Source organism: Winogradskyella flava (genome assembly GCF_014243395.1).
Taxonomy (GTDB): domain Bacteria; phylum Bacteroidota; class Bacteroidia; order Flavobacteriales; family Flavobacteriaceae; genus Winogradskyella; species Winogradskyella flava.
This window is the reverse complement of the sequence record NZ_JACLCP010000007.1, coordinates 56,184-79,645: the sequence shown is the minus strand read 5'-3', so window position 1 is coordinate 79,645 and position 23,462 is coordinate 56,184. Positions and strand designations below refer to the sequence as shown.

At 35.1% G+C, this 23,462-nt stretch carries 22 protein-coding genes; 18 read left to right on the top strand and 4 right to left on the bottom strand.

Features of this window, described 5'->3' with window-relative positions; translation table 11 throughout:
- Positions 1–90: 90 nt before the first annotated feature.
- Positions 91–822, top strand: a complete 732-nt coding sequence (locus H7F21_RS16795) for a hypothetical protein (protein WP_185790476.1) — start codon at positions 91–93, stop codon at positions 820–822.
- A 45-nt stretch (positions 823–867) separates the two neighbouring features.
- Here the strand turns inward: H7F21_RS16795 and H7F21_RS16790 are convergent, their stop codons facing one another.
- The 3 genes from H7F21_RS16790 to H7F21_RS16780 all read right to left on the bottom strand — a co-directional run bounded on the left by H7F21_RS16790 (position 868) and on the right by H7F21_RS16780 (position 2,722).
- Positions 868–1,392, bottom strand: a complete 525-nt coding sequence (locus H7F21_RS16790; RefSeq protein ID WP_185790475.1) for a hypothetical protein — start codon at positions 1,390–1,392, stop codon at positions 868–870.
- Positions 1,393–1,560: 168 nt separating this feature from the next.
- A complete protein-coding gene (locus tag H7F21_RS16785; protein ID WP_185790474.1) occupies positions 1,561–2,346 on the bottom strand; it encodes a hypothetical protein in 786 nt (261 codons plus the stop codon).
- 76 nt (positions 2,347–2,422) lie between these two features.
- Positions 2,423–2,722 (bottom strand): DUF2188 domain-containing protein, encoded by a 300-nt coding sequence (locus tag H7F21_RS16780; protein ID WP_185790473.1) that lies wholly within the window; start codon positions 2,720–2,722, stop codon positions 2,423–2,425.
- Between the two features lie 174 nt (positions 2,723–2,896).
- Between H7F21_RS16780 and H7F21_RS16775 the strand changes: the two genes are divergently transcribed.
- From H7F21_RS16775 to H7F21_RS16710, 14 genes are all read left to right on the top strand, one after another.
- Positions 2,897–3,247, top strand: coding sequence for a hypothetical protein (locus H7F21_RS16775; protein WP_185790472.1), 351 nt, complete (start codon positions 2,897–2,899; stop codon positions 3,245–3,247).
- A gap of 198 nt (positions 3,248–3,445) precedes the next feature.
- Positions 3,446–6,274, top strand: a complete 2,829-nt coding sequence (gene uvrA / locus H7F21_RS16770; RefSeq protein WP_185790471.1) for an excinuclease ABC subunit UvrA — start codon at positions 3,446–3,448, stop codon at positions 6,272–6,274.
- Between the two features lie 106 nt (positions 6,275–6,380).
- Positions 6,381–7,067, top strand: a complete 687-nt coding sequence (locus tag H7F21_RS16765) for an LOG family protein (protein WP_185790470.1) — start codon at positions 6,381–6,383, stop codon at positions 7,065–7,067.
- Between the two features lie 35 nt (positions 7,068–7,102).
- On the top strand, positions 7,103–8,371 hold the full coding sequence (locus tag H7F21_RS16760) for a T9SS type A sorting domain-containing protein (RefSeq protein WP_185790469.1): 1,269 nt from the start codon (positions 7,103–7,105) through the stop codon (positions 8,369–8,371).
- A gap of 47 nt (positions 8,372–8,418) precedes the next feature.
- Complete coding sequence (locus H7F21_RS16755; RefSeq protein WP_246431509.1) at positions 8,419–11,205, top strand: gluzincin family metallopeptidase; 2,787 nt, start codon at positions 8,419–8,421, stop codon at positions 11,203–11,205.
- Positions 11,206–11,360: 155 nt separating this feature from the next.
- On the top strand, positions 11,361–13,772 hold the full coding sequence (locus H7F21_RS16750) for an alpha-ketoacid dehydrogenase subunit alpha/beta (RefSeq protein WP_185790468.1): 2,412 nt from the start codon (positions 11,361–11,363) through the stop codon (positions 13,770–13,772).
- 33 nt (positions 13,773–13,805) lie between these two features.
- On the top strand, positions 13,806–14,981 hold the full coding sequence (locus H7F21_RS16745) for a helix-turn-helix domain-containing protein (protein WP_246431508.1): 1,176 nt from the start codon (positions 13,806–13,808) through the stop codon (positions 14,979–14,981).
- Between the two features lie 101 nt (positions 14,982–15,082).
- Complete coding sequence (locus tag H7F21_RS16740) at positions 15,083–15,577, top strand: DoxX family protein (RefSeq protein ID WP_185790467.1); 495 nt, start codon at positions 15,083–15,085, stop codon at positions 15,575–15,577.
- A 19-nt stretch (positions 15,578–15,596) separates the two neighbouring features.
- A complete protein-coding gene (locus tag H7F21_RS16735; RefSeq protein ID WP_185790466.1) occupies positions 15,597–16,085 on the top strand; it encodes a hypothetical protein in 489 nt (162 codons plus the stop codon).
- Between the two features lie 2 nt (positions 16,086–16,087).
- Entirely contained in the window at positions 16,088–16,471 is a 384-nt protein-coding gene (locus tag H7F21_RS16730) for a hypothetical protein (protein WP_185790465.1), read from the top strand.
- Between the two features lie 6 nt (positions 16,472–16,477).
- Positions 16,478–17,374, top strand: a complete 897-nt coding sequence (locus H7F21_RS16725) for a GIN domain-containing protein (RefSeq protein ID WP_185790464.1) — start codon at positions 16,478–16,480, stop codon at positions 17,372–17,374.
- 79 nt (positions 17,375–17,453) lie between these two features.
- Complete coding sequence (locus H7F21_RS16720) at positions 17,454–19,064, top strand: class I SAM-dependent methyltransferase (protein ID WP_185790463.1); 1,611 nt, start codon at positions 17,454–17,456, stop codon at positions 19,062–19,064.
- Between the two features lie 2 nt (positions 19,065–19,066).
- A complete protein-coding gene (locus H7F21_RS16715) occupies positions 19,067–19,543 on the top strand; it encodes a hypothetical protein (protein WP_185790462.1) in 477 nt (158 codons plus the stop codon).
- Between the two features lie 87 nt (positions 19,544–19,630).
- Positions 19,631–20,206, top strand: coding sequence for a DUF4136 domain-containing protein (locus H7F21_RS16710; RefSeq protein WP_185790461.1), 576 nt, complete (start codon positions 19,631–19,633; stop codon positions 20,204–20,206).
- Here H7F21_RS16710 and H7F21_RS16705 read toward each other — a convergent pair.
- A complete protein-coding gene (locus tag H7F21_RS16705) occupies positions 20,200–21,363 on the bottom strand; it encodes a THUMP domain-containing class I SAM-dependent RNA methyltransferase (protein WP_185790460.1) in 1,164 nt (387 codons plus the stop codon). The two genes, H7F21_RS16710 and H7F21_RS16705, sit on opposite strands and share 7 nt — an antisense overlap.
- A 55-nt stretch (positions 21,364–21,418) precedes the next feature.
- On the opposite strand from H7F21_RS16705, the gene H7F21_RS16700 reads away from it, so the two are divergent.
- The 3 genes from H7F21_RS16700 to H7F21_RS16690 all read left to right on the top strand — a co-directional run bounded on the left by H7F21_RS16700 (position 21,419) and on the right by H7F21_RS16690 (position 23,459).
- Positions 21,419–22,150 carry a class I SAM-dependent methyltransferase gene (locus H7F21_RS16700; protein ID WP_185790459.1) on the top strand — a complete coding sequence of 244 codons (732 nt, stop codon included), beginning with the start codon at positions 21,419–21,421 and terminating at the stop codon, positions 22,148–22,150.
- Positions 22,151–22,157: 7 nt separating this feature from the next.
- Positions 22,158–22,832 carry a ZIP family metal transporter gene (locus H7F21_RS16695; protein WP_185790458.1) on the top strand — a complete coding sequence of 225 codons (675 nt, stop codon included), beginning with the start codon at positions 22,158–22,160 and terminating at the stop codon, positions 22,830–22,832.
- 198 nt (positions 22,833–23,030) lie between these two features.
- Positions 23,031–23,459, top strand: a complete 429-nt coding sequence (locus H7F21_RS16690; RefSeq protein WP_185790457.1) for a DUF4268 domain-containing protein — start codon at positions 23,031–23,033, stop codon at positions 23,457–23,459.
- Positions 23,460–23,462: the final 3 nt, after the last annotated feature.

The following is a 23,462-nucleotide window of genomic DNA, read 5'->3' as shown; positions in this document are numbered from 1 at the left end:
GACCACTTCGAGTAACCTCAGTGACCAAAGCTCAGTGTGATACGCAGGAATTATGGTAATAATATTATTTTTGAAGAATTATAAAACCTCATGCCAAAAAAGTCAAAAACAAAACGCATCCTTAAAATTATTGGAGGAGTTATCATATTCTTTACACTGCCCACTCTCCTATTTTTCGGTTTTATGTATTTAAAATATAATGAAGATCTGCCTGATGGGCAACAAGGACCAAAAGCAGATCAATTGGCTACTAGAATGTTAGAAGCATTAAACGAAGATGCTTATCGCAATACCGATTATTTAGAATGGACATTTAAAGGTATTCATCACTATAAATGGTACAAAACAGATAAAACCTGTGAAGTGTCTTGGGGTGAGATGACGGTGATTCTTGACCTTCAAAATCAGAATAACTCTAAAGTATTTGCAGGGAAACAAGAATACAATGGCAAAGAAAAATATGACTACATTCTTAAGGCTGAATCATATTTCAACAATGATTCCTTTTGGCTTGTAGCGCCTTACAAAGTTTTTGACGTAGGTACTGAGCGCAGGTTGGTCATAACCGAAGAGGATAAAGACGCACTTTTAGTCACTTATACTTCTGGTGGTTCTACACCTGGAGATTCCTACTTATGGCATTTAGATGACAATGGTAAACCAAAAAGTTTTCAAATGTGGGTCGACATCTTACCAATAGGGGGATTGGAAGCCACTTGGAATGATTGGTTAACAACTGAAAGTAGCGCCATACTACCTAAATTTCATAAACTGTTGTTTTTGAGTTTGGATATGGGTGAGGTTAAAGGATTACGGTTTTAAGTTGCAATTATTTTTGATAAAAGTACCCGATTACTAAACCAAAACTTACTTACTCCTTTGTCCAACAAACTGTTGAGACTTCAATTTAAACAACACATTAAAACTCGTTAAACTTCCGTAACTTCTCGTAATATACTGCTGCAAGTCTATCTTTTCTTGTTCTTCAAGATTACTGGAATTAATTTTCTGTTCCATGACGCGCAAACGGTCACGGACCATGGTTATTTTATGAAAGAATTTATCGATAGGTAGTTCACTTGATTTAAGATTGTCATCCGCTGGTTGCATTATTATTTTACCGCCTTTCCATTTATCGGCAATAGATACGACTTCAGATACATCAGACCATTTTTTAAGAATATCTCTGAGACTCCTTTCAACCTCATAAAAACTTACGGTATCTACATCGTCTTCAGCTGCTTCAATAATTTCAAATTCAGAGTCGATATCTATGGTTTCCAAACCTTGATCAATAAACGTCACCCAATAATGTTTTGAGGTGACATTGGTAACAACACCTTTACCATATTCAGAATGGTTGATTCTTGATCCTATTCCTAGTAATTTCATTACAATTTAAAATTTGTTCCCATAATATATAGGGAAGCTATTACACAATAATTATAAAACGAAATTAACTAATATCGTTTAAAACTAGATATAGGAATTTGATAAAATTTTTGGCAATCGCAAAATATCGAAAACAAAAAAAGCAACGTTTACGCGTTGCTTTTCCAATTAATCATTGTCATCTTCTCGATCGCAATCAGCCAGTTGCTTCATGTAATTAGAAGTGAGATTTTTAATAAGACCAATCATAGAACCTTTAATAGCCTCCAAAGACTTGGCTTGCAGTTTATCTTTCTCAATCGAAGCATTCAAAACCTTATTATCACAATCACATGCCTGCAATGCATTGTTAAAGGTAGTCACATTCTGAGTCAATGTAGATTCTAGTTTAGCAATCAATTCTTCTTTCTGTAAGCGTAGTTCTTCTTGTTTCTTTTCAGTTAATTTTTGCTGCAACTCAGCTTGCTTACGTTCTAGTTCTTGCTGTTGCTGCAACAATTGATTTTGTGCAGCCTCTATAGAAGCCAATTCATTTGTAGCTTCATAACTTTCCACATCAGTAGATTCCATTATTGGTGCTTCTATACCTAAGGTGCAAATATCCAATTGCGCTATAGTGGCATCAGCTAGTTTTTTACCTTTATTGGCGTAGTAATACGCGTCTTCTAAGGTTGTTGACTTTTTAGCTTTGGACAAATATTGTATAGCATCATAAACGGTATCATCTACTTCATCACAATCGCAATCGTTTAGTGATGTTTGTACTTTTATAAAGGCTTCTTTAGCGCGCTCTGCGAAATGTTTGGCATGCGTAATATTGTTAGCTTCTAAGGCAGATTCTGAATGCGATAGTGCATAAACAATATGTGCATAAGCTGTTGAACAGTCGGATTGTGCGAAAGTCTTTAGATAAGCAGCACAACAAAAGAGTAGAAAAATGTAGGTGTTTTTCATGTCGATTTGGGTTATTTTAGTTTAAGTAGGTAGGCTAAAATAACTAAATTTTGGAATTGGGCCCGATTTTTATCAACTAATTCGATGAATCGCTCTTATAGCTAATACGATCCCTTATTCCTCCACTTTCGCGATGAATAATGACATCGGCCTTATAGCGCTTGGCCAATGCTTTGGCTTTTCGTATTGCTGTGCTTTGCTTTCTATGTTTTGAGGTAATACGTTTATTGCCTTCACGATGAACGGCCCAGCCATCTTTATAAGGAACTACATGTTGGTGCCAAGTACGTTTTTTGGCGCTACTGTAACCTAGAGCTTTGAATATAGCTTCTATAAGGTTTTGAATAGCATCTATCAAGGTATTCTGCTTAGGCATGGATTTTATTTTAAAAAGTGTATGAATCTAACGTAATTATTAAAGATATCAAAAGCCTTAATTATTTGATAAAAGATAATAACAAAAAAGTCTATTAAATAATGATTAAAATCATTGTTTAAATTAGTTATTCTCGATAATTTTGCATTATTCTTAATTTAAATCGATTTAATTATGAAAAAAATATTTTTTACCCTCTTATTTTTCGGATGTTGTTTTTTGATAAGTGCACAAACTGAACCTAAAGTTGGTGATGAACTTATTATTGAAGCGCAAGATGGACCAACATACCACCATATTAAGTTTCCAAAACTCAATATACTTGTGAAACGCGGAAAAGTAGCTAATTACAAAAGCGTTCATGGTAATGTTGTAATTATTGATGATGTTATAACCGACAAGGATAATAATACGTATGTAGTTCTAAAGAAAAAAGATGGGTCAAAATTCTTTGGATATTTAACTAAGGTAAAAGCCAATTATGAAAAATCCATAGCCTCAGGCGAAATGGTTGTTAAGTCATAAATAGTATTTTACACTCATAAAATTAGAGCCTTGATTCGTCAAGGCTTTTTTTTATGAATTGGAACTAAAACTCATAGCTATCGTATAAACCTTCACACTAAATTAACAACTAAATATTGTACCTTTGCACCTTCGTTCATAAATGCAAATAATGCAAAGGTGAATCATCTAAAAACAAAAGAAAGAGCATAATCATCTATGAGTCTATTCGAAGATTCCATTGAAGTAAAAGGCGCACGAGTACACAACCTCAAAAACATTGATGTTACTATACCTAGAGAGCGACTGGTAGTTATTACAGGGCTTTCTGGTAGTGGAAAATCGTCATTAGCTTTCGATACCATTTATGCAGAAGGACAACGTCGTTACATTGAAACCTTTTCTGCTTATGCTAGACAATTTTTAGGGAGTCTGGAACGTCCTGATGTCGATAAGATTGATGGTCTTTCACCTGTTATTGCTATTGAACAAAAAACAACGAGCAAATCACCTCGTTCTACTGTTGGTACTATTACTGAAATTTATGACTTTCTGCGTCTGCTATTTGCTAGAGCTGCAGATGCTTACAGTTACGAGACTGGCGACAAAATGGTAAGCTACAGTGATGAGCAAATTAAAGATTTGATATTAGAATCCTATCAGGGAAAACGCATTAATATATTATCTCCTGTTGTCCGCTCTAGAAAAGGTCATTATCGCGAATTATTTGAGCAAATCGCTAAACAAGGCTTCGTTAAGGTACGTACCGATGGTGATATTGTAGACCTTGAAAAAGGTATGAAGCTCGATCGTTATAAAACCCATGATATAGAAATAGTTATCGACCGCCTAAAAATTGACGATATTCAAGATAAAGAAAAACGATTGATGGAAAGCATCAACACAGCTATGTATCATGGCGACGATGTACTGATGGTGATTGACCAAGACACCAATGAGCCACGCTACTTTAGTCGCAATCTCATGTGTCCATCATCCGGTATTTCCTATCCAAATCCAGAGCCCAATAATTTTTCATTCAATTCGCCTAAAGGTGCATGTCCTAACTGCAACGGAATTGGAGAACTTTATGTGGTTAACGAGCAAAAATTGGTTCCTGATGAAAATCTATCCATAAGAAATGGTGCACTTGCGCCTCACGGTCCAGAAAAGAAGAGTTGGATATTCAAACAATTTGATACTATAGCACAACGTTTTGATTTTTCATTAAATGATGCATGGGCAGCTATTCCAGATGAAGCTAAACAAGTAATACTCTATGGCGGAAAAGATAGTTTTTCCGTTGAAAGCAAGTTGCTAGGTGTAAAACGTGATTATAAAATTGATTTTGAAGGTGTCGCTAACTTCATTGAAACACAATACAAATCCAACTCTACGTCCTTAGTGCGCTGGGCAAAGGAGTATATGGATAAGGTAGAATGTTCAGTTTGTGAAGGATCAAGGTTACGCAAGGAATCCTTGTACTTTAAAATAGACGGCAAGAGCATTTCGGACCTTGTGAAAATGGATATCATAGAATTGGGTGAATGGCTAGAAGAACTCAATGACAGACTATCAGAAAAGCAACGTCAAATTTCTGAAGAGATCATTAAGGAAATCAAAGCGCGCACACAGTTTTTACTTGATGTTGGTCTTACCTACCTCTCCCTAAATCGAAGTTCCAAATCTTTGTCTGGTGGTGAAGCGCAACGCATTCGTTTAGCAACACAAATTGGCTCTCAATTAGTCGGTGTACTCTATATTCTGGATGAGCCCAGTATTGGTTTGCATCAAAGGGATAACGAGAAGCTTATTAATTCTTTAGAGTCTCTTAGAGATGTCGGTAACTCAGTGATTGTAGTTGAGCATGACAAGGATATGATTGAACGCGCAGATCATGTTATTGATATTGGTCCTTTTGCTGGAAAGCATGGTGGTGAAATTATCAGCGAAGGCACTCCAAAAGAATTACTAGAGCATCAAACACTAACTGCCGACTACCTTAATGGCACCAAAGAAATAGAAATTCCAAAAAAACGGCGTAAAGGCAACGGTAAAAAAATAGTACTTAAAGGTTGTACAGGAAATAATCTTAAAAATGTGGATGTAGAGTTTCCTTTAGGTAAAATGATTGGTGTTACTGGTGTTTCAGGAAGCGGTAAATCGACCTTAATCAATGAAACGCTCTACCCTATTCTCAATGCGTATTATTTTAACGGTGTAAAAAAGCCAATGCCTCATAAAAGTATTAAAGGTTTAGAGCATATCGATAAAGTGATAGATATTAACCAGTCACCTATTGGACGAACACCTAGAAGTAATCCTGCTACCTATACTAAAACGTTTGATGAAATAAGAAAGTTATTTGCTCAGATCCCAGAAGCAATGATTAGAGGTTACAAACCTGGTCGCTTTAGTTTTAATGTTGCTGGTGGACGTTGCGAAACCTGTCAAGGTGGTGGATTACGCGTTATAGAAATGAATTTTTTACCTGATGTGTATGTTGAATGTGAAACTTGTCAAGGTAAACGCTTTAATAGGGAAACCTTGGAAATTCGCTATAAAGGAAAGTCAATCAGTGATGTTTTGAACATGACTATTAACGAAGCTGTTAGCTTTTTTGAGCATATCCCAAAAATTTATAGAAAACTTAAAACCATTAAAGACGTAGGTTTGGGTTATATAACACTTGGACAACAAAGCACCACACTTTCTGGTGGTGAGGCACAACGTATTAAGTTGGCCACAGAATTAAGCAAGCGCGATACTGGAAACACATTCTACATATTAGACGAACCGACAACTGGTTTACATTTTGAAGATATTCGGGTGTTGATGAAAGTCCTGAACAAATTAGTAGACAAAGGCAATACAGTATTAATTATAGAGCATAACTTAGATGTAATAAAAACTGTTGATTATATTATTGACATAGGTTATGAAGGTGGAAAAGGTGGTGGTGAAGTTGTTGCCAAAGGCACTCCTGAACAAATAATAAAAGACAAAAAGAGCTATACAGCTAAATTTTTAATAAAGGAGTTGAAATAGTGCTATATTGTTATTGTACTTAACAATAATCTATTAAATAAAGTATATTAGCGAGTTTGCAAAAGTTTGCGACACGAGAAACAATAAGAACAGAATATTAAAATACATGAGACAAGAAAGCAAGCATAAAGGCTGGAATGAAATAAAAACCAATGACTCTTGGGCCATATTTAAGATTATGGGCGAGTTTGTAAGTGGCTATGAGAAATTGAGTAAAATAGGACCTTGTGTATCTATTTTTGGATCTGCACGTACTAAGCCAGATCACAAATACTATAAACTTGCGGAAGAAGTTGCCCAAAAAATCGTTGAACATGGTTACGGAGTCATCACAGGTGGTGGTCCTGGTATTATGGAAGCAGGTAATAAAGGTGCACATATTGCAGGTGGAACTTCTGTCGGTCTTAATATTGATCTTCCTTTTGAACAACATGATAACCCTTACATAGACAATGATAAGAGCTTAGACTTTGACTACTTCTTTGTGAGAAAGGTCATGTTTGTAAAATATTCTCAAGGTTTTGTTGTTATGCCTGGTGGTTTTGGGACTCTAGATGAACTATTTGAAGCCATGACATTAATACAAACCCATAAAATTGAGACATTCCCTATTATTTTAGTTGGAAAAGAGTTTTGGGGAGGCCTACTAGATTGGATAAAAACTACACTTTTAGATGCAGGTAATATCAGTCCAAAAGACTTAGATTTGATACATTTAGTTGATACAGGAGATGAAGTCATCGATATATTAAATAGTTTCTATAAAGAATACGGTTTAAGCCCTAACTTTTAAGAAAAGACCATATTTTACATTCAAATGCTATGAAAATGAAAATAATAGGTTTTTTTGCAATAAGTCTATTGACTATTTTAAGTGTTTCCGCACAAGAAACGCTTAAAGTGATGTTTTATAACCTATTAAATTATCCACTTGAAGATGCCGTACCCAATCGTGAGGTAGATTTGGAATTTATACTTGCAGATTATCAACCCGATTTGTTTCTAGTTTGCGAACTTAATAATGTTACTGGAGCTAATAATGTCCTAAACATTACAAGAACTGCCATATCTTCAAATTATGAAATGGCGACTTATGTTTCAAATACATCAGATGATACTAGTGGCGACCCAAATGATCTACAAAACTTACTCTATTACGATAGCACCAAATTTATTCTTGAGGATGAAATTATCGTTCCAACGAATTTAAGAGACTTCAACATTTACAAATTACAATTAAATACTATTGACCGAGCTACAAATCCCATAGAAATTTATGTTGTTGTTTGCCACTTGAAAGCATCAAGCGGAGCGCTTAATGCTCAGAGAAGATTTGAGATGGTATTAGAATTGGATGCATACCTCAATACGCTTCCTTCAAATACCAAAGTGCTCCTAGGTGGGGACTTAAATATATATACTGCTAGTGAATCTGCTTTTCAACAGTTATTGCAAGACACTAACAATATTACTTTTGCAGATCCAGCAGGCAGAGTTGGAAGTTGGAACAACAATCCTAACTTTGTTGATGTTTTTACACAATCTACACGCACACAATCTGGATTGGGAGGCGCTTCTGGTGGCTTTGATGATCGTTTTGATTTTATCCTAACTTCAGAAAACATGTTAAATACTGGCAACATAACTTATGTACCTGACTCCTATCAAGTTTACGGTAATAATGGATTATCTGCCTGTTACAACCAAGCGATAAATTCTTCGGCTTGCGCTATACCCGGTTCTAAATTCACGTTTCCTATAAGAGATGCACTGCACAACTTCAGTGATCATCTGCCAGTAACCCTGACTTTAGAAACTGATGCCACGCTTTTGAATATTGATGATATTGTAGCTAGAGAAGGTTTTTCCTTAGAAAAAACCATGAATACATCAAGCTTGTCCATAGTTGTGAATTCACCTAGATTCTACAATGAATCTGTCTCTATTTACAATATTTTAGGAAAGCACATTAAAGATTTTCAAACAAATTCCAACAACAAACAACAGGTTGATATTTCAGAATTACAAAACGGTATGTACTTTTTAGTTCTAAAAAATTTCGATATGCAACCGCTTAAATTTATTGTACAACATTGAATAAGGTTTTATTGACAATATTGGGCTTGTGCTTTTTTTGTTCGACTTTGTCTGGGCAAAATAAGATCGATGTCAATGCTATTGTCGATATTGAAACCAAAACAATTTCCATAACACAAACTATTGTTTACAAAAACGAGACAGAAGACACTTTAGAAGACATCTACCTTAATGATTGGAACAATAGTTATTCTAACAAGTCTACACCTCTTGCCAAACGTTTTGAGGAAGAATTCAGCACTAAATTTCATCTTGCCAAAAGTGAACAACGTGGTTTTACCCTTATAACTTCAATTGAGGACGATGGTGATAGGTTAGATTTTAATTATTTAAAATTACACCCTGATGTTATTAAGGTAAGCCTTAATCAGTCTCTTAAACCCGGTGAATCCTACAACCTCAAACTGAGCTACATATTGGTTTTACCAGATGCAACGTTTACGGGTTATGGAATAACAAAAAACAAGGACTTTGAACTAAAGCATTGGTATATTACGCCTACGGTTTATGATGGAAAATGGCAGTACTACAGTAACAAGAACCTAAATGATCTTTTTGTCCCAAAGACAGATATCACAATTGCTTTAGAACACCCTATTAACTACAGAACTACTTCTGAACTTGACTTGGTCAATATGATCACGGATAAAGAAAAAAGAAGGCAGACAACTATTCTATATGGAAAGGACAGAATTGACACCTATCTATCTCTTGAAAAGTTTCCGCTTTATCGCATTGTGCAGACGGATGATTTAATATTTATATCTAATATCAACGAAAAAGGACTACCTAGTGTCGATAAAGCTATTCTAACGGATAGAATTGGAAAATTCTTAACTGAAAATCTCGGTAAGTATCCTCACAAGCGTTTATTGGTTTCAGAAATAGACTATAGCAAAGATCCACTCTATGGACTCAACCAATTACCTGATTTTTTAAGCCCATTCCCAGATCAATTTCAATATGAATTAAAGCTTTTAAAGACATCCCTCAAAAAATACATTAATAATATACTACTGCTTAATCCGCGCAAGGAGCATTGGCTAAGTGAAGGTCTTCAGGTCTACTTTTTAATGAAATATGTTGAAACGTATTATCCAGACATGAAACTGTTGGGCAAGCTAGCTAATTTCTGGGGAATTCGAGCGTTTCATGCGTCAGATTTAGACTTCAATTTCCAGTACTTTCTATATTCTATGGAAATCGCTAGAAAGAACAGAGATCAACCTTTATCTACATCAAAAGACTCCCTTATAAAATTCAATAGTAATATTGCAAGTAAGTATAAAGCTGGTGTAGGCTTAAATTACCTAGACGATTTTACGGAAGATATACAGTTAACTGAAATTATAAAAGAGTTCCTAGAGTCTTATAAGCTAAAAACAGTATATATCAAAGATTTCGAGTCATTCTTGAATTCAAAAACCTCTAAAGATGTCGATTGGTTCTTCAATGATTATGTGGAAACGCGAAAGAAAATAGACTTTAAAATTAGTGATATTGAAACTACTAACGATTCTATAAAGCTTACGATAAAGAACAAAAGGGACAATAGCATGCCCATTTCATTGTTCAAAATGTCCAATGACTCAGTAATGGAAAAGCTATGGGTAGAAAACATAAACGGATTAAAAACATTAAGCTTACCTAAAGACAATACAGACAAGTTTGTATTAGACTATGGCAACGTGGTTCCAGAATTTAACCAGCGTGACAATTATAGATCGGTCAACGGTTCATTCCTAAATAATAAACCTTTACAGTTCAGACTCTTTAAGGATATAGAAGACCCAAATTATAATCAGATTTTCTTCATGCCCTTGGCAGAATTCAAGAATATTTATGACGGATTAACCTTAGGTGCAAAGGTCTACAATAAAACCATTCTTAGAAAGCGTCTTAATTATAGGTTTTCACCGCAATACGCAACAAAATCAAAATCACTTACAGGTACGACCTCAATATTTTATACCCACAATATTGAAAATAAAAATTTATTCGATGTTACATATGGCATAACTGCCGGTTATCAATCCTTTGCTGAGGACGCTTTTTTCACGAGGATTAGACCTTCTGTTTCATTTAGCTTTAGAAATGATGATGATTTTAGAGCAGATCAAGTGGATAATATTTCAGCGAGATATGTCAGCATCAACAGAGATATTGGCGAAAATGCTACGGTTGAGATTGATGAACCAGACTATGGTGTTTTCAATTTAAGGTATACTCATTTTAATCCAGGTATCATTAATTATTCTAGATTCAATACGGATTTACAAATTGCAGATAACTTTAGCAAACTATCCCTAAATTATGAGTTTAGAAAGCTAACCAAGAGCAATAGAAATATAAATCTAAGACTTTTTGCAGGTATCTTTCTTGATAATGACACCAATCCCGATTCCAACTTTTTCAGCTTTGCATTGGATAGGCCAACAGACTATTTATTTGATTTGAATTATCTAGGTAGATCAGAAGCTGCTGGGCTTTTTAGTCAGCAAATAATCATTGCAGAAGGCGGCTTTAAATCCATGTTAGAAACGCCTTTTGCCAATCAATGGATGACTACAGCTAATTTTAGTACTTCTATTTGGAGATACATCCAAGCTTATGGCGATTTAGGTTTAGTAAAAAATAAATTTAGTTCAGCTAAATTTGTTTATGATTCTGGCATACGATTAAATCTTGTTGAAGACTATTTTGAACTCTACTTCCCTTTATATTCAAACTTGGGCTGGGAAATTGCGCAACCTGATTACGACCAACGCATTCGCTTTATTATTACTGTAGACCCACAGGTACTTTTAGGTCTTTTTAGACGAAAGTGGTATTAACATATTCTTATTGAAATGTTAATTTTTTATTCAATTTTTAATAATATTTATTTTTTTACCGAATAATTTGATAATCTTTCAATATTTAGACAATTTAAGCTATTGCATAAGACCTTGAGATTTAATACCTTTGCAAGACTTAAATATAACCCTAAATGAAAGTAAATCCCGATTCAAAAACAGAAATTACATTCAAAGATTTTAAAGCGGAAGTTTTAAATGATTATAAACTCGCTGTAACGAGCCGTGAATGTAGTTTACTGGGGCGTCGAGAGGTTTTGACCGGAAAGGCAAAATTCGGGATTTTTGGAGATGGTAAGGAAGTGCCTCAAATCGCCTGGGCCAAAGCGTTTAAAAATGGCGATTTTAGATCTGGTTATTATAGAGATCAAACGTTTATGATGGCCATCGGCGAACTAAATATAGAACAGTTTTTTGCCGGTTTATATGCCAATACAGATATAAAGGAAGAACCAATGTCAGCTGGTCGTCAAATGGGCGGACACTTTGCCACGCACAGTTTGGATGACCAAGGTAACTGGAAAGATCTAACAGCACAAAAAAATTCTAGTGCAGACATCTCACCTACTGCTGGGCAAATGCCACGATTACTTGGATTGGCTCAAGCCTCAAAAATCTATAGAAATGTTGATGGTATAGATACAACCAACTTTTCAAATAACGGTGGTGAAATTGCTTGGGGAACTATTGGCAACGCTAGTACGAGTGAGGGACTGTTTTTCGAAACCATTAATGCTGCAGGTGTATTACAAGTACCAATGATCATTAGTATTTGGGATGACGAATATGGTATTTCAGTGCATGCAAAACACCAAACTACTAAAGAAAATATCTCCGAAATCTTAAAAGGATTTCAACGTGATAACGAGCATAATGGCTATGAAATTTTTAGGGTAAATGGTTGGAATTATCCTGAACTCATTGATACTTACCAACGTGCTGCTCAATTATCTAGGAAAGAACATGTGCCCGTAATGATACATGTACAAGAACTAACGCAGCCGCAAGGACACTCTACATCAGGATCTCATGAGCGTTATAAAGATAAAGAACGTCTAGCTTGGGAAGCAGAATACGACTGTAACGTGCAAATGCGTAAATGGATGATAGCCAATAATATTGCTACAGACGAAGAGCTAGCAACTTTAGAAAAAGACATTAAAAAAGCTGTTAGAGATGGCAAAAAAGCCGCTTGGTCTACGTTCATAAATCCAATCAAATCGGAAAAACAGCAGGTCATTACCTTGTTAGAAAAAGTAGCAGCTACAAGTGCAAATGGTGCTTTTATTAATAAGATCAAGAACGACTTAATAGCTATTGATGAATTGCTACGCAAGGATGTTATAGCAGCCGCTCGTAAAGCATTGCGCTATTTAGTCTCTGAACATACTGCTGAAAAAATCGAACTCCAAAACTGGATCAATACCTATATGGTGCAAACGCAACCTAAATATAGTTCGCATTTACATAGTGAGTCTAATTTAAAAGTCGCAAATCAATCTGAAGTTTTACCGACCTACTCTAGTGGGGCTGAAGAAGTAGATGGTCGTGTGGTATTAAGAGATAACTTTGAAGCTATTTTTAATAATTACCCAGAAGCTTTGATTTTTGGCGAAGATGCTGGTCATATTGGAGATGTTAATCAAGGGCTTGAAGGTTTACAGGAAAAGTTTGGTGAGTTAAGGGTGTCCGATACAGGTATACGGGAAGCCACCATACTAGGTCAAGGTATTGGAATGGCCATGCGAGGATTAAGACCAATTGCCGAAATTCAATATTTGGATTACATTCTTTATGCACTTCAAATTATGAGTGATGATCTGGCCACTGTTCAATATAGAACCAAAGGCCGTCAAAAAGCACCTTTGATTGTAAGAACTCGTGGTCATCGTTTGGAGGGTATTTGGCATTCTGGTTCTCAAATGGGAGGTATACTAAATTTAATAAGAGGCGTACATGTGTTAGTTCCAAGAAATATGACCAAAGCTGCAGGTTTCTATAATACGCTATTAGAAAGTGATGAGCCAGCCTTAATAGTAGAATGTTTAAATGGCTACCGCTTAAAGGAAAAATTACCGAACAATTTTGGGCAATTCAAAACACCTATTGGTGTCGTTGAGACGATTAAAGAAGGGGAAGACATAACCCTTGTTTCTTATGGTTCGACACTACGTTTGGTTGAACAGGCCGCAAGAGAACTATTAGAAGTTGGTATTGATGCGGAAATTATTGATGTGCAATCCTTATTGCCTTTTGATTTAAATCATGATATCGTAAAAAGTATAGCCAAAACCAATCGTGTGATGGTTATTGACGAGGATGTAAAAGGTGGTGCATCAGCCTATATCTTAGATCAGATATTAAACGAACAAAATGCCTTTCCATATCTAGACAGTCAACCAAAAACTTTAGCTGCTAAACCACACAGACCAGCGTATGGTTCTGATGGTGATTATTTCTCAAAACCATCTATTGAGGATATTTTTGAAGCCGTTTATGGTGTTATGCACGAAATGAGCCCAATTGATTTTCCAAAATTGAGATAAATCTTATACATTTAGCTTTTAAAGCTAAGTTACATGTTCCCGGATTTTAATAAGTGGAGTTTACCATTATTAATTCTAGTATTACAAGGACTCATCTATGTAGTACTGCTTTTGGTACGTTACGTTAAAAAGCGTAATCTTTCTGATTTGTTTTTGGGTTTAATTCTGCTCTTAACATGTTATTCACAAACGTGTTATACTGTTGGTTTTATGAGCTGGTATGATACTTTCAGAACAACGAAAATTAATTACTTCCTAATCAATATCGGTATAGCACTAGCACCTTTAATTTTTCTCTATGTAAAATCAGTTACAACATCTAATTTTAGGTTTAAAAAAGCATATTGGTTGCATTTTGCTCTTGCTATTGCCTTTATTATCTATCGCATAGGTATTTATACTTATGATGCGGCTCAACCTGGTTTTGACGATGTGCAAAATGGTGTTTTAAAGCTGAGCTTGGACGAAGCCTACATCCTATCGATTATGGGTTATGTAGAAGCTACTTTTATGCTACTCTATTTGGCATTTACATTTCAGTTATTTTATAACTACCGTAAGAAAATCATTCAATACTTTTCTAATATCTATAAATTAGAACTCAATTGGATTTTAACATTTCTTATTCTCTTTAGTATATCTTTCATTTTTGGAACCACTGTCGATATTGTGGACCTTAGCTTTATAGACTTAGATTATACGGATCGTTGGTGGCTCAATCTTTATGTAGCTATCGTAACATTATTTATAGGCGTAAAGGGTTATTTTACGGATACGACAAAACTAAACAGACTGGATTTCACGTTTTCACCAAAAACAATTGGTATTCCAGAGGATGCGAGTGACTTCGAACAAGAAAAAGCTATTTCTAAAAAAGACATTTCGATAGTAAAAAGTCTAATGGAAGAAGAAAAAGTCTATCTAAATCCAGAATTAAACCTATCGGATTTGGCAAAGATGGCCAATATGTCTCGAGGTCAACTCTCTGAGATTGTAAATACAGCTTTCAATAAAAATTTTAATGACTTTGTTAATGGTTACCGTGTTGAAGCGTTTAAAAATATGCTAAAAGCTGATAAGCATAAACAACTCTCCCTCCTTGGTATTGCTCAAGAATGTGGCTTCAATAGTAAAGCAACCTTTAACCGTGTTTTTAAAAAATTAACCAACTACTCTCCTACCGAATACCTTAAAACCCAATTGAATTAAGACGTCTCAAATCGTATTTGGGACGTTCTGGTACGTAATAAGTCGTTCACGGAAACATCTTTCTCGAAATTTGTGTCATCGAATAATTAAAACCATTTGTTATGACACGCTTAAAGTCCATCCTAAAATTTATTATCACACCTGTAACTCAAAATAGCTGGTTTATAGACGCTGTTTTTGCAATACCTAGAATACTTTGTGGCCTTTGGTTAACAGCAATGTTCGGAGCCGATAAGTTTGGTATGCCATGGACAGCAGAAAGCCAAAATCTTAATTTATTTGAAGTTGCCGCTTGGTTTCCAGAAGATGTAGCTTCTTACGGAGGCATATTTGCCGCAGCTCCAATTTTCTTTGCTTGGATGGGGGCATTCAGCGAAGCGGTTGGTGGTCTATTCCTTTTTCTAGGTCTAAAAACCCGAATTGCATCATTCTTAATTATGTGTACTATGCTCGTCGCCATATTTATGCAAAAATGGAATCAAGGACTTTGGGGAATGCTACCAGCTATGGGGTTCTTGTGGGTAGCTATCTATAATCTCTTTTTAGGTTCAGGACGTTTTGGACTAGATTACCTCATTAGTAAAACATTAAAATAACATATAAAAAACTATAATTATGAAAACTTTATTTACAACACTTAGCATTTTATTAATGGCATTTACTACAAATGCCCAGAACACTATTCAACTTTCAGACTTTGAGAGTATTGATAACACAAGTTGGAAAGGCACTCTAACCTACACTGATTACCAATCTGGAGATTTAGAAACCATTGATGTCTCTATGCAATTTAAAATTGAAAGAGATAAAATCATCACTAACATCCAGTATCCTTATGAACCAAATAAAAACTACAAAGGTTCTGTAAAAATCAAAAAAAATGGGACTTACTTTGGCAATGAAAAGGTTGAGAGTTTTACCGAAGACAATGGCGAAAAAGTCCTGGTTACAAGCTATAGAGGAAAAGATAATGGAAGAAAGGCGAATATGTATATGACACACACACTAACAGATACCACTTATACTGTGTCTAAAGAGGTAGTATACATGGACACTAAAGAAAGATTAGTAAGAAATACGTATAACTATAAAAAAATAAAGTAATCATGAAACTTTCAAAATTTGCACTCATACTTCTACTAATAATTACTCAAAGCTGTGTACAGGAAACACATACAAAAACAGTGACATTTAAAGTGGATATGAACGCGGTGGAAAATGTATCAAATGTTGGTATAAGAGGTAATTTTACAGATAACCCATGGACCGAAACTGTTCCACTTACAGATACCAATAGCGATGGCATTTATGAAGGAACGTTTTCACAAAAAACTGCACATAATCAAATACAATTCAAATTCGTCAACCAAGGAGGAGATTACGAGTTAAAGGACACTGACAATAGAATTATTGAATTTGAGTACAAACCAGAAACCATTACATATGAGGCGGTTTTTAATAATCCCGAAGCAAAAATCACTAAAAATTAATCTAAAATGAAAAATATATCATTGTTACTGCTATTCATTGGATCATTAGGAATAGCGCAAGTTAAGGGTAACAAAAAAATTGAGACCAAATCTTTTCCTTTCGAAAATGTTGAAACTATTAAAATCGATTTACATGCAGATATTACGATAGACATGGCTCATGAGGAATCATTGAGTATTACAACCGATGGTAATTTATTAGAATTTATAGATACCGAAATTGTAGATGGCACCATCCACTTCAGCCAATTAAAATGGATTGAATCTTCTAAAGGTATTACTATAAAAATTGGTGCTCCGAACCTTAAACGCGTTGTACATGATGCACATGATACCACCAAAATTATTAATGTATCCAATAATGAATTACGGGTTAATGCTAATATTGGTAATGTTATTATTGAAGGTAAAACCGATGAATTGCGTTTGGGCGTAGCAAATGGAAAAATTGACGCTTCCAAGATTGAAGCCAAAAGTGTCTATGTAAACCTATGGAATTGGGGAATCATCACTGTTAATCCTGTTGATTATCTGTGGGCTGACGTTAGTAATGATGGCAAACTCTACTACACCAATCTTCCAAAGGAGAATAAGATAAAAACAAAATCTGGTGGTATGGCGACGTCATTAGAAGATAAGAACAACCATAGCAAAAAGAGCATAAAATGGATTAGTTTCAAGATTAGAAACAATTCCGGTAAACGCAATCAATTCGCAGTTAAGGGCCCAAAGGCAGATGGTGGTTACTTTGGTTACGGATTTCCTATGAGCGCCAATACGAAGCGAAAAGAAAAATGGTCAGTAGGCACTAAAATCTATAAAGTAAATAAACTCGGTTTGAAAAAGTTATTGGTCACAATTACGGCAGAAGATGAAGGCAAGGTTGTCAACCTGTTCGACTAATAAAGTATGATAATATAATTAATGTTTAAACCATCGTTGAAGCGATGGTTTTTTTATCTTTATGTCTAAACCAATTAATATGCTTACCAAATCCGATAAGTCTAAGTTGAGAAGTACCATTTTTAGGCATTTAGATGGCATAGCCGTAGCCACTTCTGCACATGCACTTCATAAAAAAGGTATACTAGACTATATTTTAGAACACAAAAAAGTAGCTCTAAAACATCTGTCCAAAAAATTTAGTTCTAATGAAGGCTATCTCAATGTCGCCTTAAGGGTATTGTGTTCACAAGGTTGGATGGAGCAACAATTAGACAATAAGACCGATACTGTTATATATATAACAAACAGTAACTCAAAAAGCGCTTTTGGACATGTGCACTTATACGAGGATGTCGTGAATCTTTTAAATTACTCAGATCGTTTTGCTACGGACAAAATGATAAGCGCTGATGCATTTATTGCACTAGAAAGTGTTTTTAGAAAATTTGAGACAAATTTTGGTTTGATTGTTTCCAACGAAAATTCAATAGAATATCAAGTCTTAAAGCATATAGAAGGTGTTATTGCCGGACCCATTATTGTCCTTTTAGGAGTTAATGGGCTTTTTCACAAATACTTTATGGAGGCATCTTTCACAGCAGAAGAGTACCATAAAGATCCTGAAAGTTTCAAAAAGATATTAGACTTTCTTTCACATTTGGGTTGGTTCAAAAAGAAAAAAAGTACATATCAATTCACTGATGAAGGTCTATTTTTTGCAAAACGTGCTAGCGCTTATGGTGTTACAGTTTCATATATACCAACATTTTTGCAACTAGACGAACTCATCTTTGGTAATCCTCTCATACTTAAAACCGATTCGCCTAGCGATACTGAAAAGCATGTCCATAGAGAAATGAACGTTTGGGGAAGTGGTGGTGCACATGCTACCTACTTTAAGGTTATAGATAAAGTCATCATAGATCTCTTTAACAAGCCCATTGAAGAACAGCCGAAAGGCATCTTGGATATGGGATGTGGCAATGGCGCTTTTATCGAACATATCTTTAATGTCATAGACCAACAAACATTGCGTGGGCAACTTCTAGATGAGCATCCTTTATTCTTGGTTGGTGTCGACTTTAATAAAGCAGCACTTAAAGTCACAAGAGCTAATCTCATAAAAGCAGATATTTGGGCAAAGGTAATTTGGGGAGATATAGGCAGACCAGATGTTTTGGCCAACGACTTAAGAGAAGACTACGACATTGAGTTACAGGATTTATTAAATGTAAGAACCTTTTTGGATCATAATAGAATATGGGAAGCACCCATGAAAAAGTACAATAATATAAGTACGTCCACAGGTGCCTTTGCTACTAACGGAAAATGTTTAAAAAACAACGATGTAGAAGCTTCGCTCTTGGAACATCTACAAAAATGGAAACCTTTTGTAGAAAAATTTGGATTGCTCATTATAGAATTGCATACGATCGATCCAAAACTAGTTGCTGACAACCTTGGGCAAACAGCTGCAACAGCATATGATGCCACTCATGGTTATAGTGACCAATACATTCTTGAAGTTGACGTTTTAAGGAAAACAGCTATAAAAGCAGGATTAGTACCAAATGATAATCATTTTGCTAAATTTCCTAATAATGCATTAGCAACAGTAAGTATCAATCTTTTAAAAGGTAATTTCTAAGTATGAAAATTGAATCTATTGTTACCATAAAAAAGGAATTACAACATTTGCCCAAAGAAGATTTATTGGAGTTGTGTTTACGTTTAGGCAAATTTAAAAAAGAGAATAAAGCGCTACTTACCTATTTACTATTTGAAGCCCATGACGAAGATGGATATATTGTAAGTGTAAAATCTTCGCTAGATGAACTTTTTGAAGGTATAAATACTGACAGCTATTTCTATATGAAAAAGACGATTAGAAAGATTTTGAGACAGATTAGAGTCTATAGTCGTTATTCTTCTAAAAAATCTACAGAAGTTGAGCTCCTACTCTACTTTTGTGATCGCTTAAACGACCTTAGACCCTCAATTCATAGAAATAGAACACTAAGCAATTTGTACGAACGCCAAATTATTTCCATCAAGAAAAAAATAAGCGTCCTACATGAAGATTTACAATACGATTACCATACACAACTTGAAGAACTCTCTCATTAATTAGCATTCCTTTTATAAACTTGATATATGTCATAGTATTTCTGGCAAGTAATTAAGAACTTTAAATACATTTTAAATTACATTGTTATGAGAGTCCATTCTATAATTTACGGTTTTCTGTTACTACTTTTATATAATTGTGCTGCAACGACCGAAGTTGTTTACGATTACAACCTCAATGTTGATTTTAACCAGTACGACACCTATGTATTATGCATTGGTGATTTTGCTGTAGAACATAATGATTATCCGCAACTGGATAATGACCAAGTGAGACGCATAATTGGTGATGCGGTTGCAGAAGAAATGGAAAGTAAGGCACACAGAACCAATGTCTTGAGCCCACAATTGCAAGCTGGTTTTAGGATATTAATAAGTGAAGAAACCGTTGAGTTTAAAAATTGTGAACATTCCGAACAGCTTGAATATTGGGAAGAATGCAAAATTCATCAAGAAACTTATGAAGAAGAAACCCTAATTGTGTATGTAGCCGATTTTGAAACTAATGACGTATTGTGGCATGCTTCAGTGCTGTGCGACCTTAATAAGGCAAAGAGGAAGCTAGAACCCTATATAAAAGGATTGGTCAACGACTTATTTGATACGTATCCAAAGACACAAGTAGGAGGACAAAACCCTGATGAACGCAAGATGGTTCAATGATTTTGTTTTTTGGCCTTTTTGCTGCCCTCGTACATCTCGTATTTCACCAAGCGCGATTCTAACTTGGCGTTAAAGACTTTTATTTTTCTGGATGGTCTAAGTCCAATACATTTTAAGGCTTCAAGATTTGATGTAATTAACCAAGCATCCGTATTGGCATAACCATGTTTCAGCGTTGTCCCTATATTACCGTAAAACTCCTCTACATTCAAGTTTTCTAAACGTTCTCCATAAGGTGGATTAAATACCATATGCAACTTTTCAGTTCCAGCCTTTTGAGTTTTAAAGAAATCTTCATGCTGAATGTGAATAAACTCATCCAAATGCGCATTTTTTATATTCTCCTTAGCTTTATTGATAGCCGAAGGCGATTTATCATAGCCAATAATCTTGTGATGAAAATCGCGTGTCTTCTTTAATAAGGATTCCTCTATAGTTTCAAGCAAATCCACGTCCCAATCTTCCCAACGCTCAAAAGCAAATTCCTTACGCATAAGGTTTGGCGGAATGTTACAAGCAATCATGGCAGCTTCTGCCAATATGGTGCCACTACCACACATAGGATCCATAAAATCCGTTTGACCATCCCAACCGCTCATCATAATTAATCCTGCTGCCAATACCTCATTGATTGGTGCAATATTAGTAGCAGTCTTATAACCTCTTCTGTGCAAGGATTCGCCAGAAGTATCTAATGAAATAGTGCAACGTTGTCTATCTATGTGAACGTTAATCTTTAAATCCGGAAAACGCAAATCTACATTAGGACGCGTACCGTTATTTTCCCTAAAACGATCTACGATAGCATCCTTGGTTTTTAAAGCTGTGTATTGCGAATGGGTAAACACGCTATGATGAACCGTGGCGTCTACTGCTAAAGAACCATCAGCCTTTAAGTAGTTTTCCCATTTTATGTTTTTTACATTTTTGTAAAGGTCGTCTTCCCTTGTAACTCTGAATGATTTAATGGGTTTTAGGATTTTTATGGCCGTTCTAATACCAAGATTGGCTTTATACATAAAGCCCTTATCGCCAACGAAGCTAACATTACGTACACCTTTTTCTACCTCCATAGCTCCGAGCTGGGTCAATTCTTTTGCTAAAATATCTTCGAAGCCAAATAAAGTTTTGGCCACCATCTTGAAATTATTGTCCATACATTACGTCTGAGAGATTGCAAATTTACACTATTTTTGCAGGACGCATTATATTATGACAAAATCAACAAAACAATGGTACGCTTCGTGGTTCGACACACCATTTTACCACATTTTATATAAGGACAGAGATTATACCGAAGCCCAGGCATTCATGGATAATCTTACCAACTATCTCAATATTCCAGAACACGGAAAGATTTTGGATTTGGCCTGTGGTAAGGGCAGACATTCCATATATCTCAATACCTTGGGTTATAATGTTACTGGTGTTGATTTATCCGAACAAAGCATTAACCATGCTAAACAGTACGAAAATGAGAGTTTGAAGTTTGATGTGCACGATATGACCAAACCTTATCCAGATACATTCGATGCTGTATTTAATCTCTTTACGAGCTTTGGCTATTTTGAAGATGATATCTGTAACCTCAAAACCATTGCAGCAATCAAAGAAGAACTCAATGAATTTGGCTTTGGAGTAATTGACTTTATGAACGTCAATTATGTTATGGACAACCTGATTCCGGAAGACGTCAAAACTGTGGACGGTATAGGCTTTCATCAAAAACGCAGCTTGGAAGATGGTTACATTGTAAAAGATATACGTTTTAATGTGGACGATCTGGAGTATCAATTTCAGGAACGTGTAAAAGCTTTGACGCTAGAAGACTTCAAAAACTTGTTTGAAAAAGCAGGTGTACATTTACTGGATATTTTTGGAGATTATAAATTACGTAAGTACCATAAAGACAAGTCCGAGCGCTTAATTATGATTTTTAAGTAGATGTCGTATGAATAAATACCTTTTACCTATATATGCCATAATTATTGGTGTGATCATAGCATTTTTAACCAAAAGGCAAAAATCCATTTATACCAAATTACTATTATCCTTTAGTGGTGCATTTTTATTGGCTCTAACACTTTTCGACCTGCTACCAGAAGTTTACGAGCATCTCGATGCCAAGCAGTCCGGATTTTTTATAATGTGTGGAATTCTGTTGCAGATTATTTTAGAATTTTTCTCAAAAGGAGCAGAACATGGTCATGTACATATACACAAAGAAGATACTAAATTCCCATGGATACTATTTATAAGCCTATGCATCCATAGTTTTTTAGAGGGTTTTCCAATTCACCAGCATAATGATATGGTTTATGGCGTATTTATACATAAAATACCAATTGCAGCATTGTTAACCTCTTTTTTATTGCAATCTAAATATATGAAAGAGCAGGCCATTAGTTTTATATTGGTTTTTGCCGCCATGACACCCTTGGGTACCTTAGTGTCTAATTTGTCTTCAATAGACCCACATATTCTTATAAGTATTAATGCATTAGTAATAGGCATCTTTTTACATATTGCAACCACCATTTTGTTTGAAACTGGTGAAGGGCATAAGTTTAATTTATCAAAACTGGTTGCCATTTGCTTGGGTATTTTAATTGCATATTTTATTTAAGAATATTCTATTTTTTATCTATCAATTAGCTACGCTCAGTTCAGCTTTGCCTCGTGTCGAGTGAATTTAGCAGATAGAAATCTGATAAAGTAGTATCGAGAATCTTATGAGATATAAACGATGAGGTTCTCGATACAATTTTCTATTGAAAATCGCTCGAACTGACGTAATATTGTAAGAGTATATCAACCCACTTCAATGTTTAGTAAAGAAGAAAGTCGCATATTAAGACAAGAATTCTGGACCAGCTTCGGAAAGTCCTTTCCAAGAAAATGGTTGCTATACAACACCAAAATAAAAGGTTTGTCCTTTAAATTTTATTTTGATACCAAGTCTGCATTAATCGCCTTAGACCTCGAAGACGATTTAGAAAATCGAATTAACTGTTGGGAAAAATTAGTGGCTTTAAAAGGCATCTTAAAAGACGAGTATTTACCAGATGCCATTTACGAAGAGGAATACTATTTAGACAATGGCAAAGAAATCTCTCGTATATACCTGCCTTTAGAGCAAAAGGTATCTATCCATAACAAAAATACTTGGCGCGATGTTATGGAATTCTTTAATGTTAATATGACTTTGTTTGAAACTTTTTTTGAAGAATACAAGGACATTATAAAAGTTTAATAC

What these genes read in the sequence shown, in the direction of transcription:
- H7F21_RS16795 (WP_185790476.1), top strand. Translation starts at nt 91, where the DNA reads ATGCCAAAAAAGTCAAAAACAAAACGCATCCTTAAAATTATTGGAGGA.
- H7F21_RS16790 (WP_185790475.1), bottom strand. Translation starts at nt 1,392, where the DNA reads ATGAAATTACTAGGAATAGGATCAAGAATCAACCATTCTGAATATGGT.
- H7F21_RS16785 (WP_185790474.1), bottom strand. Translation starts at nt 2,346, where the DNA reads ATGAAAAACACCTACATTTTTCTACTCTTTTGTTGTGCTGCTTATCTA.
- H7F21_RS16780 (WP_185790473.1), bottom strand. Translation starts at nt 2,722, where the DNA reads ATGCCTAAGCAGAATACCTTGATAGATGCTATTCAAAACCTTATAGAA.
- H7F21_RS16775 (WP_185790472.1), top strand. Translation starts at nt 2,897, where the DNA reads ATGAAAAAAATATTTTTTACCCTCTTATTTTTCGGATGTTGTTTTTTG.
- uvrA (WP_185790471.1), top strand. Translation starts at nt 3,446, where the DNA reads ATGAGTCTATTCGAAGATTCCATTGAAGTAAAAGGCGCACGAGTACAC.
- H7F21_RS16765 (WP_185790470.1), top strand. Translation starts at nt 6,381, where the DNA reads ATGAGACAAGAAAGCAAGCATAAAGGCTGGAATGAAATAAAAACCAAT.
- H7F21_RS16760 (WP_185790469.1), top strand. Translation starts at nt 7,103, where the DNA reads ATGAAAATAATAGGTTTTTTTGCAATAAGTCTATTGACTATTTTAAGT.
- H7F21_RS16750 (WP_185790468.1), top strand. Translation starts at nt 11,361, where the DNA reads ATGAAAGTAAATCCCGATTCAAAAACAGAAATTACATTCAAAGATTTT.
- H7F21_RS16745 (WP_246431508.1), top strand. Translation starts at nt 13,806, where the DNA reads ATGTTCCCGGATTTTAATAAGTGGAGTTTACCATTATTAATTCTAGTA.
- H7F21_RS16740 (WP_185790467.1), top strand. Translation starts at nt 15,083, where the DNA reads ATGACACGCTTAAAGTCCATCCTAAAATTTATTATCACACCTGTAACT.
- H7F21_RS16735 (WP_185790466.1), top strand. Translation starts at nt 15,597, where the DNA reads ATGAAAACTTTATTTACAACACTTAGCATTTTATTAATGGCATTTACT.
- H7F21_RS16730 (WP_185790465.1), top strand. Translation starts at nt 16,088, where the DNA reads ATGAAACTTTCAAAATTTGCACTCATACTTCTACTAATAATTACTCAA.
- H7F21_RS16725 (WP_185790464.1), top strand. Translation starts at nt 16,478, where the DNA reads ATGAAAAATATATCATTGTTACTGCTATTCATTGGATCATTAGGAATA.
- H7F21_RS16720 (WP_185790463.1), top strand. Translation starts at nt 17,454, where the DNA reads ATGCTTACCAAATCCGATAAGTCTAAGTTGAGAAGTACCATTTTTAGG.
- H7F21_RS16715 (WP_185790462.1), top strand. Translation starts at nt 19,067, where the DNA reads ATGAAAATTGAATCTATTGTTACCATAAAAAAGGAATTACAACATTTG.
- H7F21_RS16710 (WP_185790461.1), top strand. Translation starts at nt 19,631, where the DNA reads ATGAGAGTCCATTCTATAATTTACGGTTTTCTGTTACTACTTTTATAT.
- H7F21_RS16705 (WP_185790460.1), bottom strand. Translation starts at nt 21,363, where the DNA reads ATGGACAATAATTTCAAGATGGTGGCCAAAACTTTATTTGGCTTCGAA.
- H7F21_RS16700 (WP_185790459.1), top strand. Translation starts at nt 21,419, where the DNA reads ATGACAAAATCAACAAAACAATGGTACGCTTCGTGGTTCGACACACCA.
- H7F21_RS16695 (WP_185790458.1), top strand. Translation starts at nt 22,158, where the DNA reads ATGAATAAATACCTTTTACCTATATATGCCATAATTATTGGTGTGATC.
- H7F21_RS16690 (WP_185790457.1), top strand. Translation starts at nt 23,031, where the DNA reads ATGTTTAGTAAAGAAGAAAGTCGCATATTAAGACAAGAATTCTGGACC.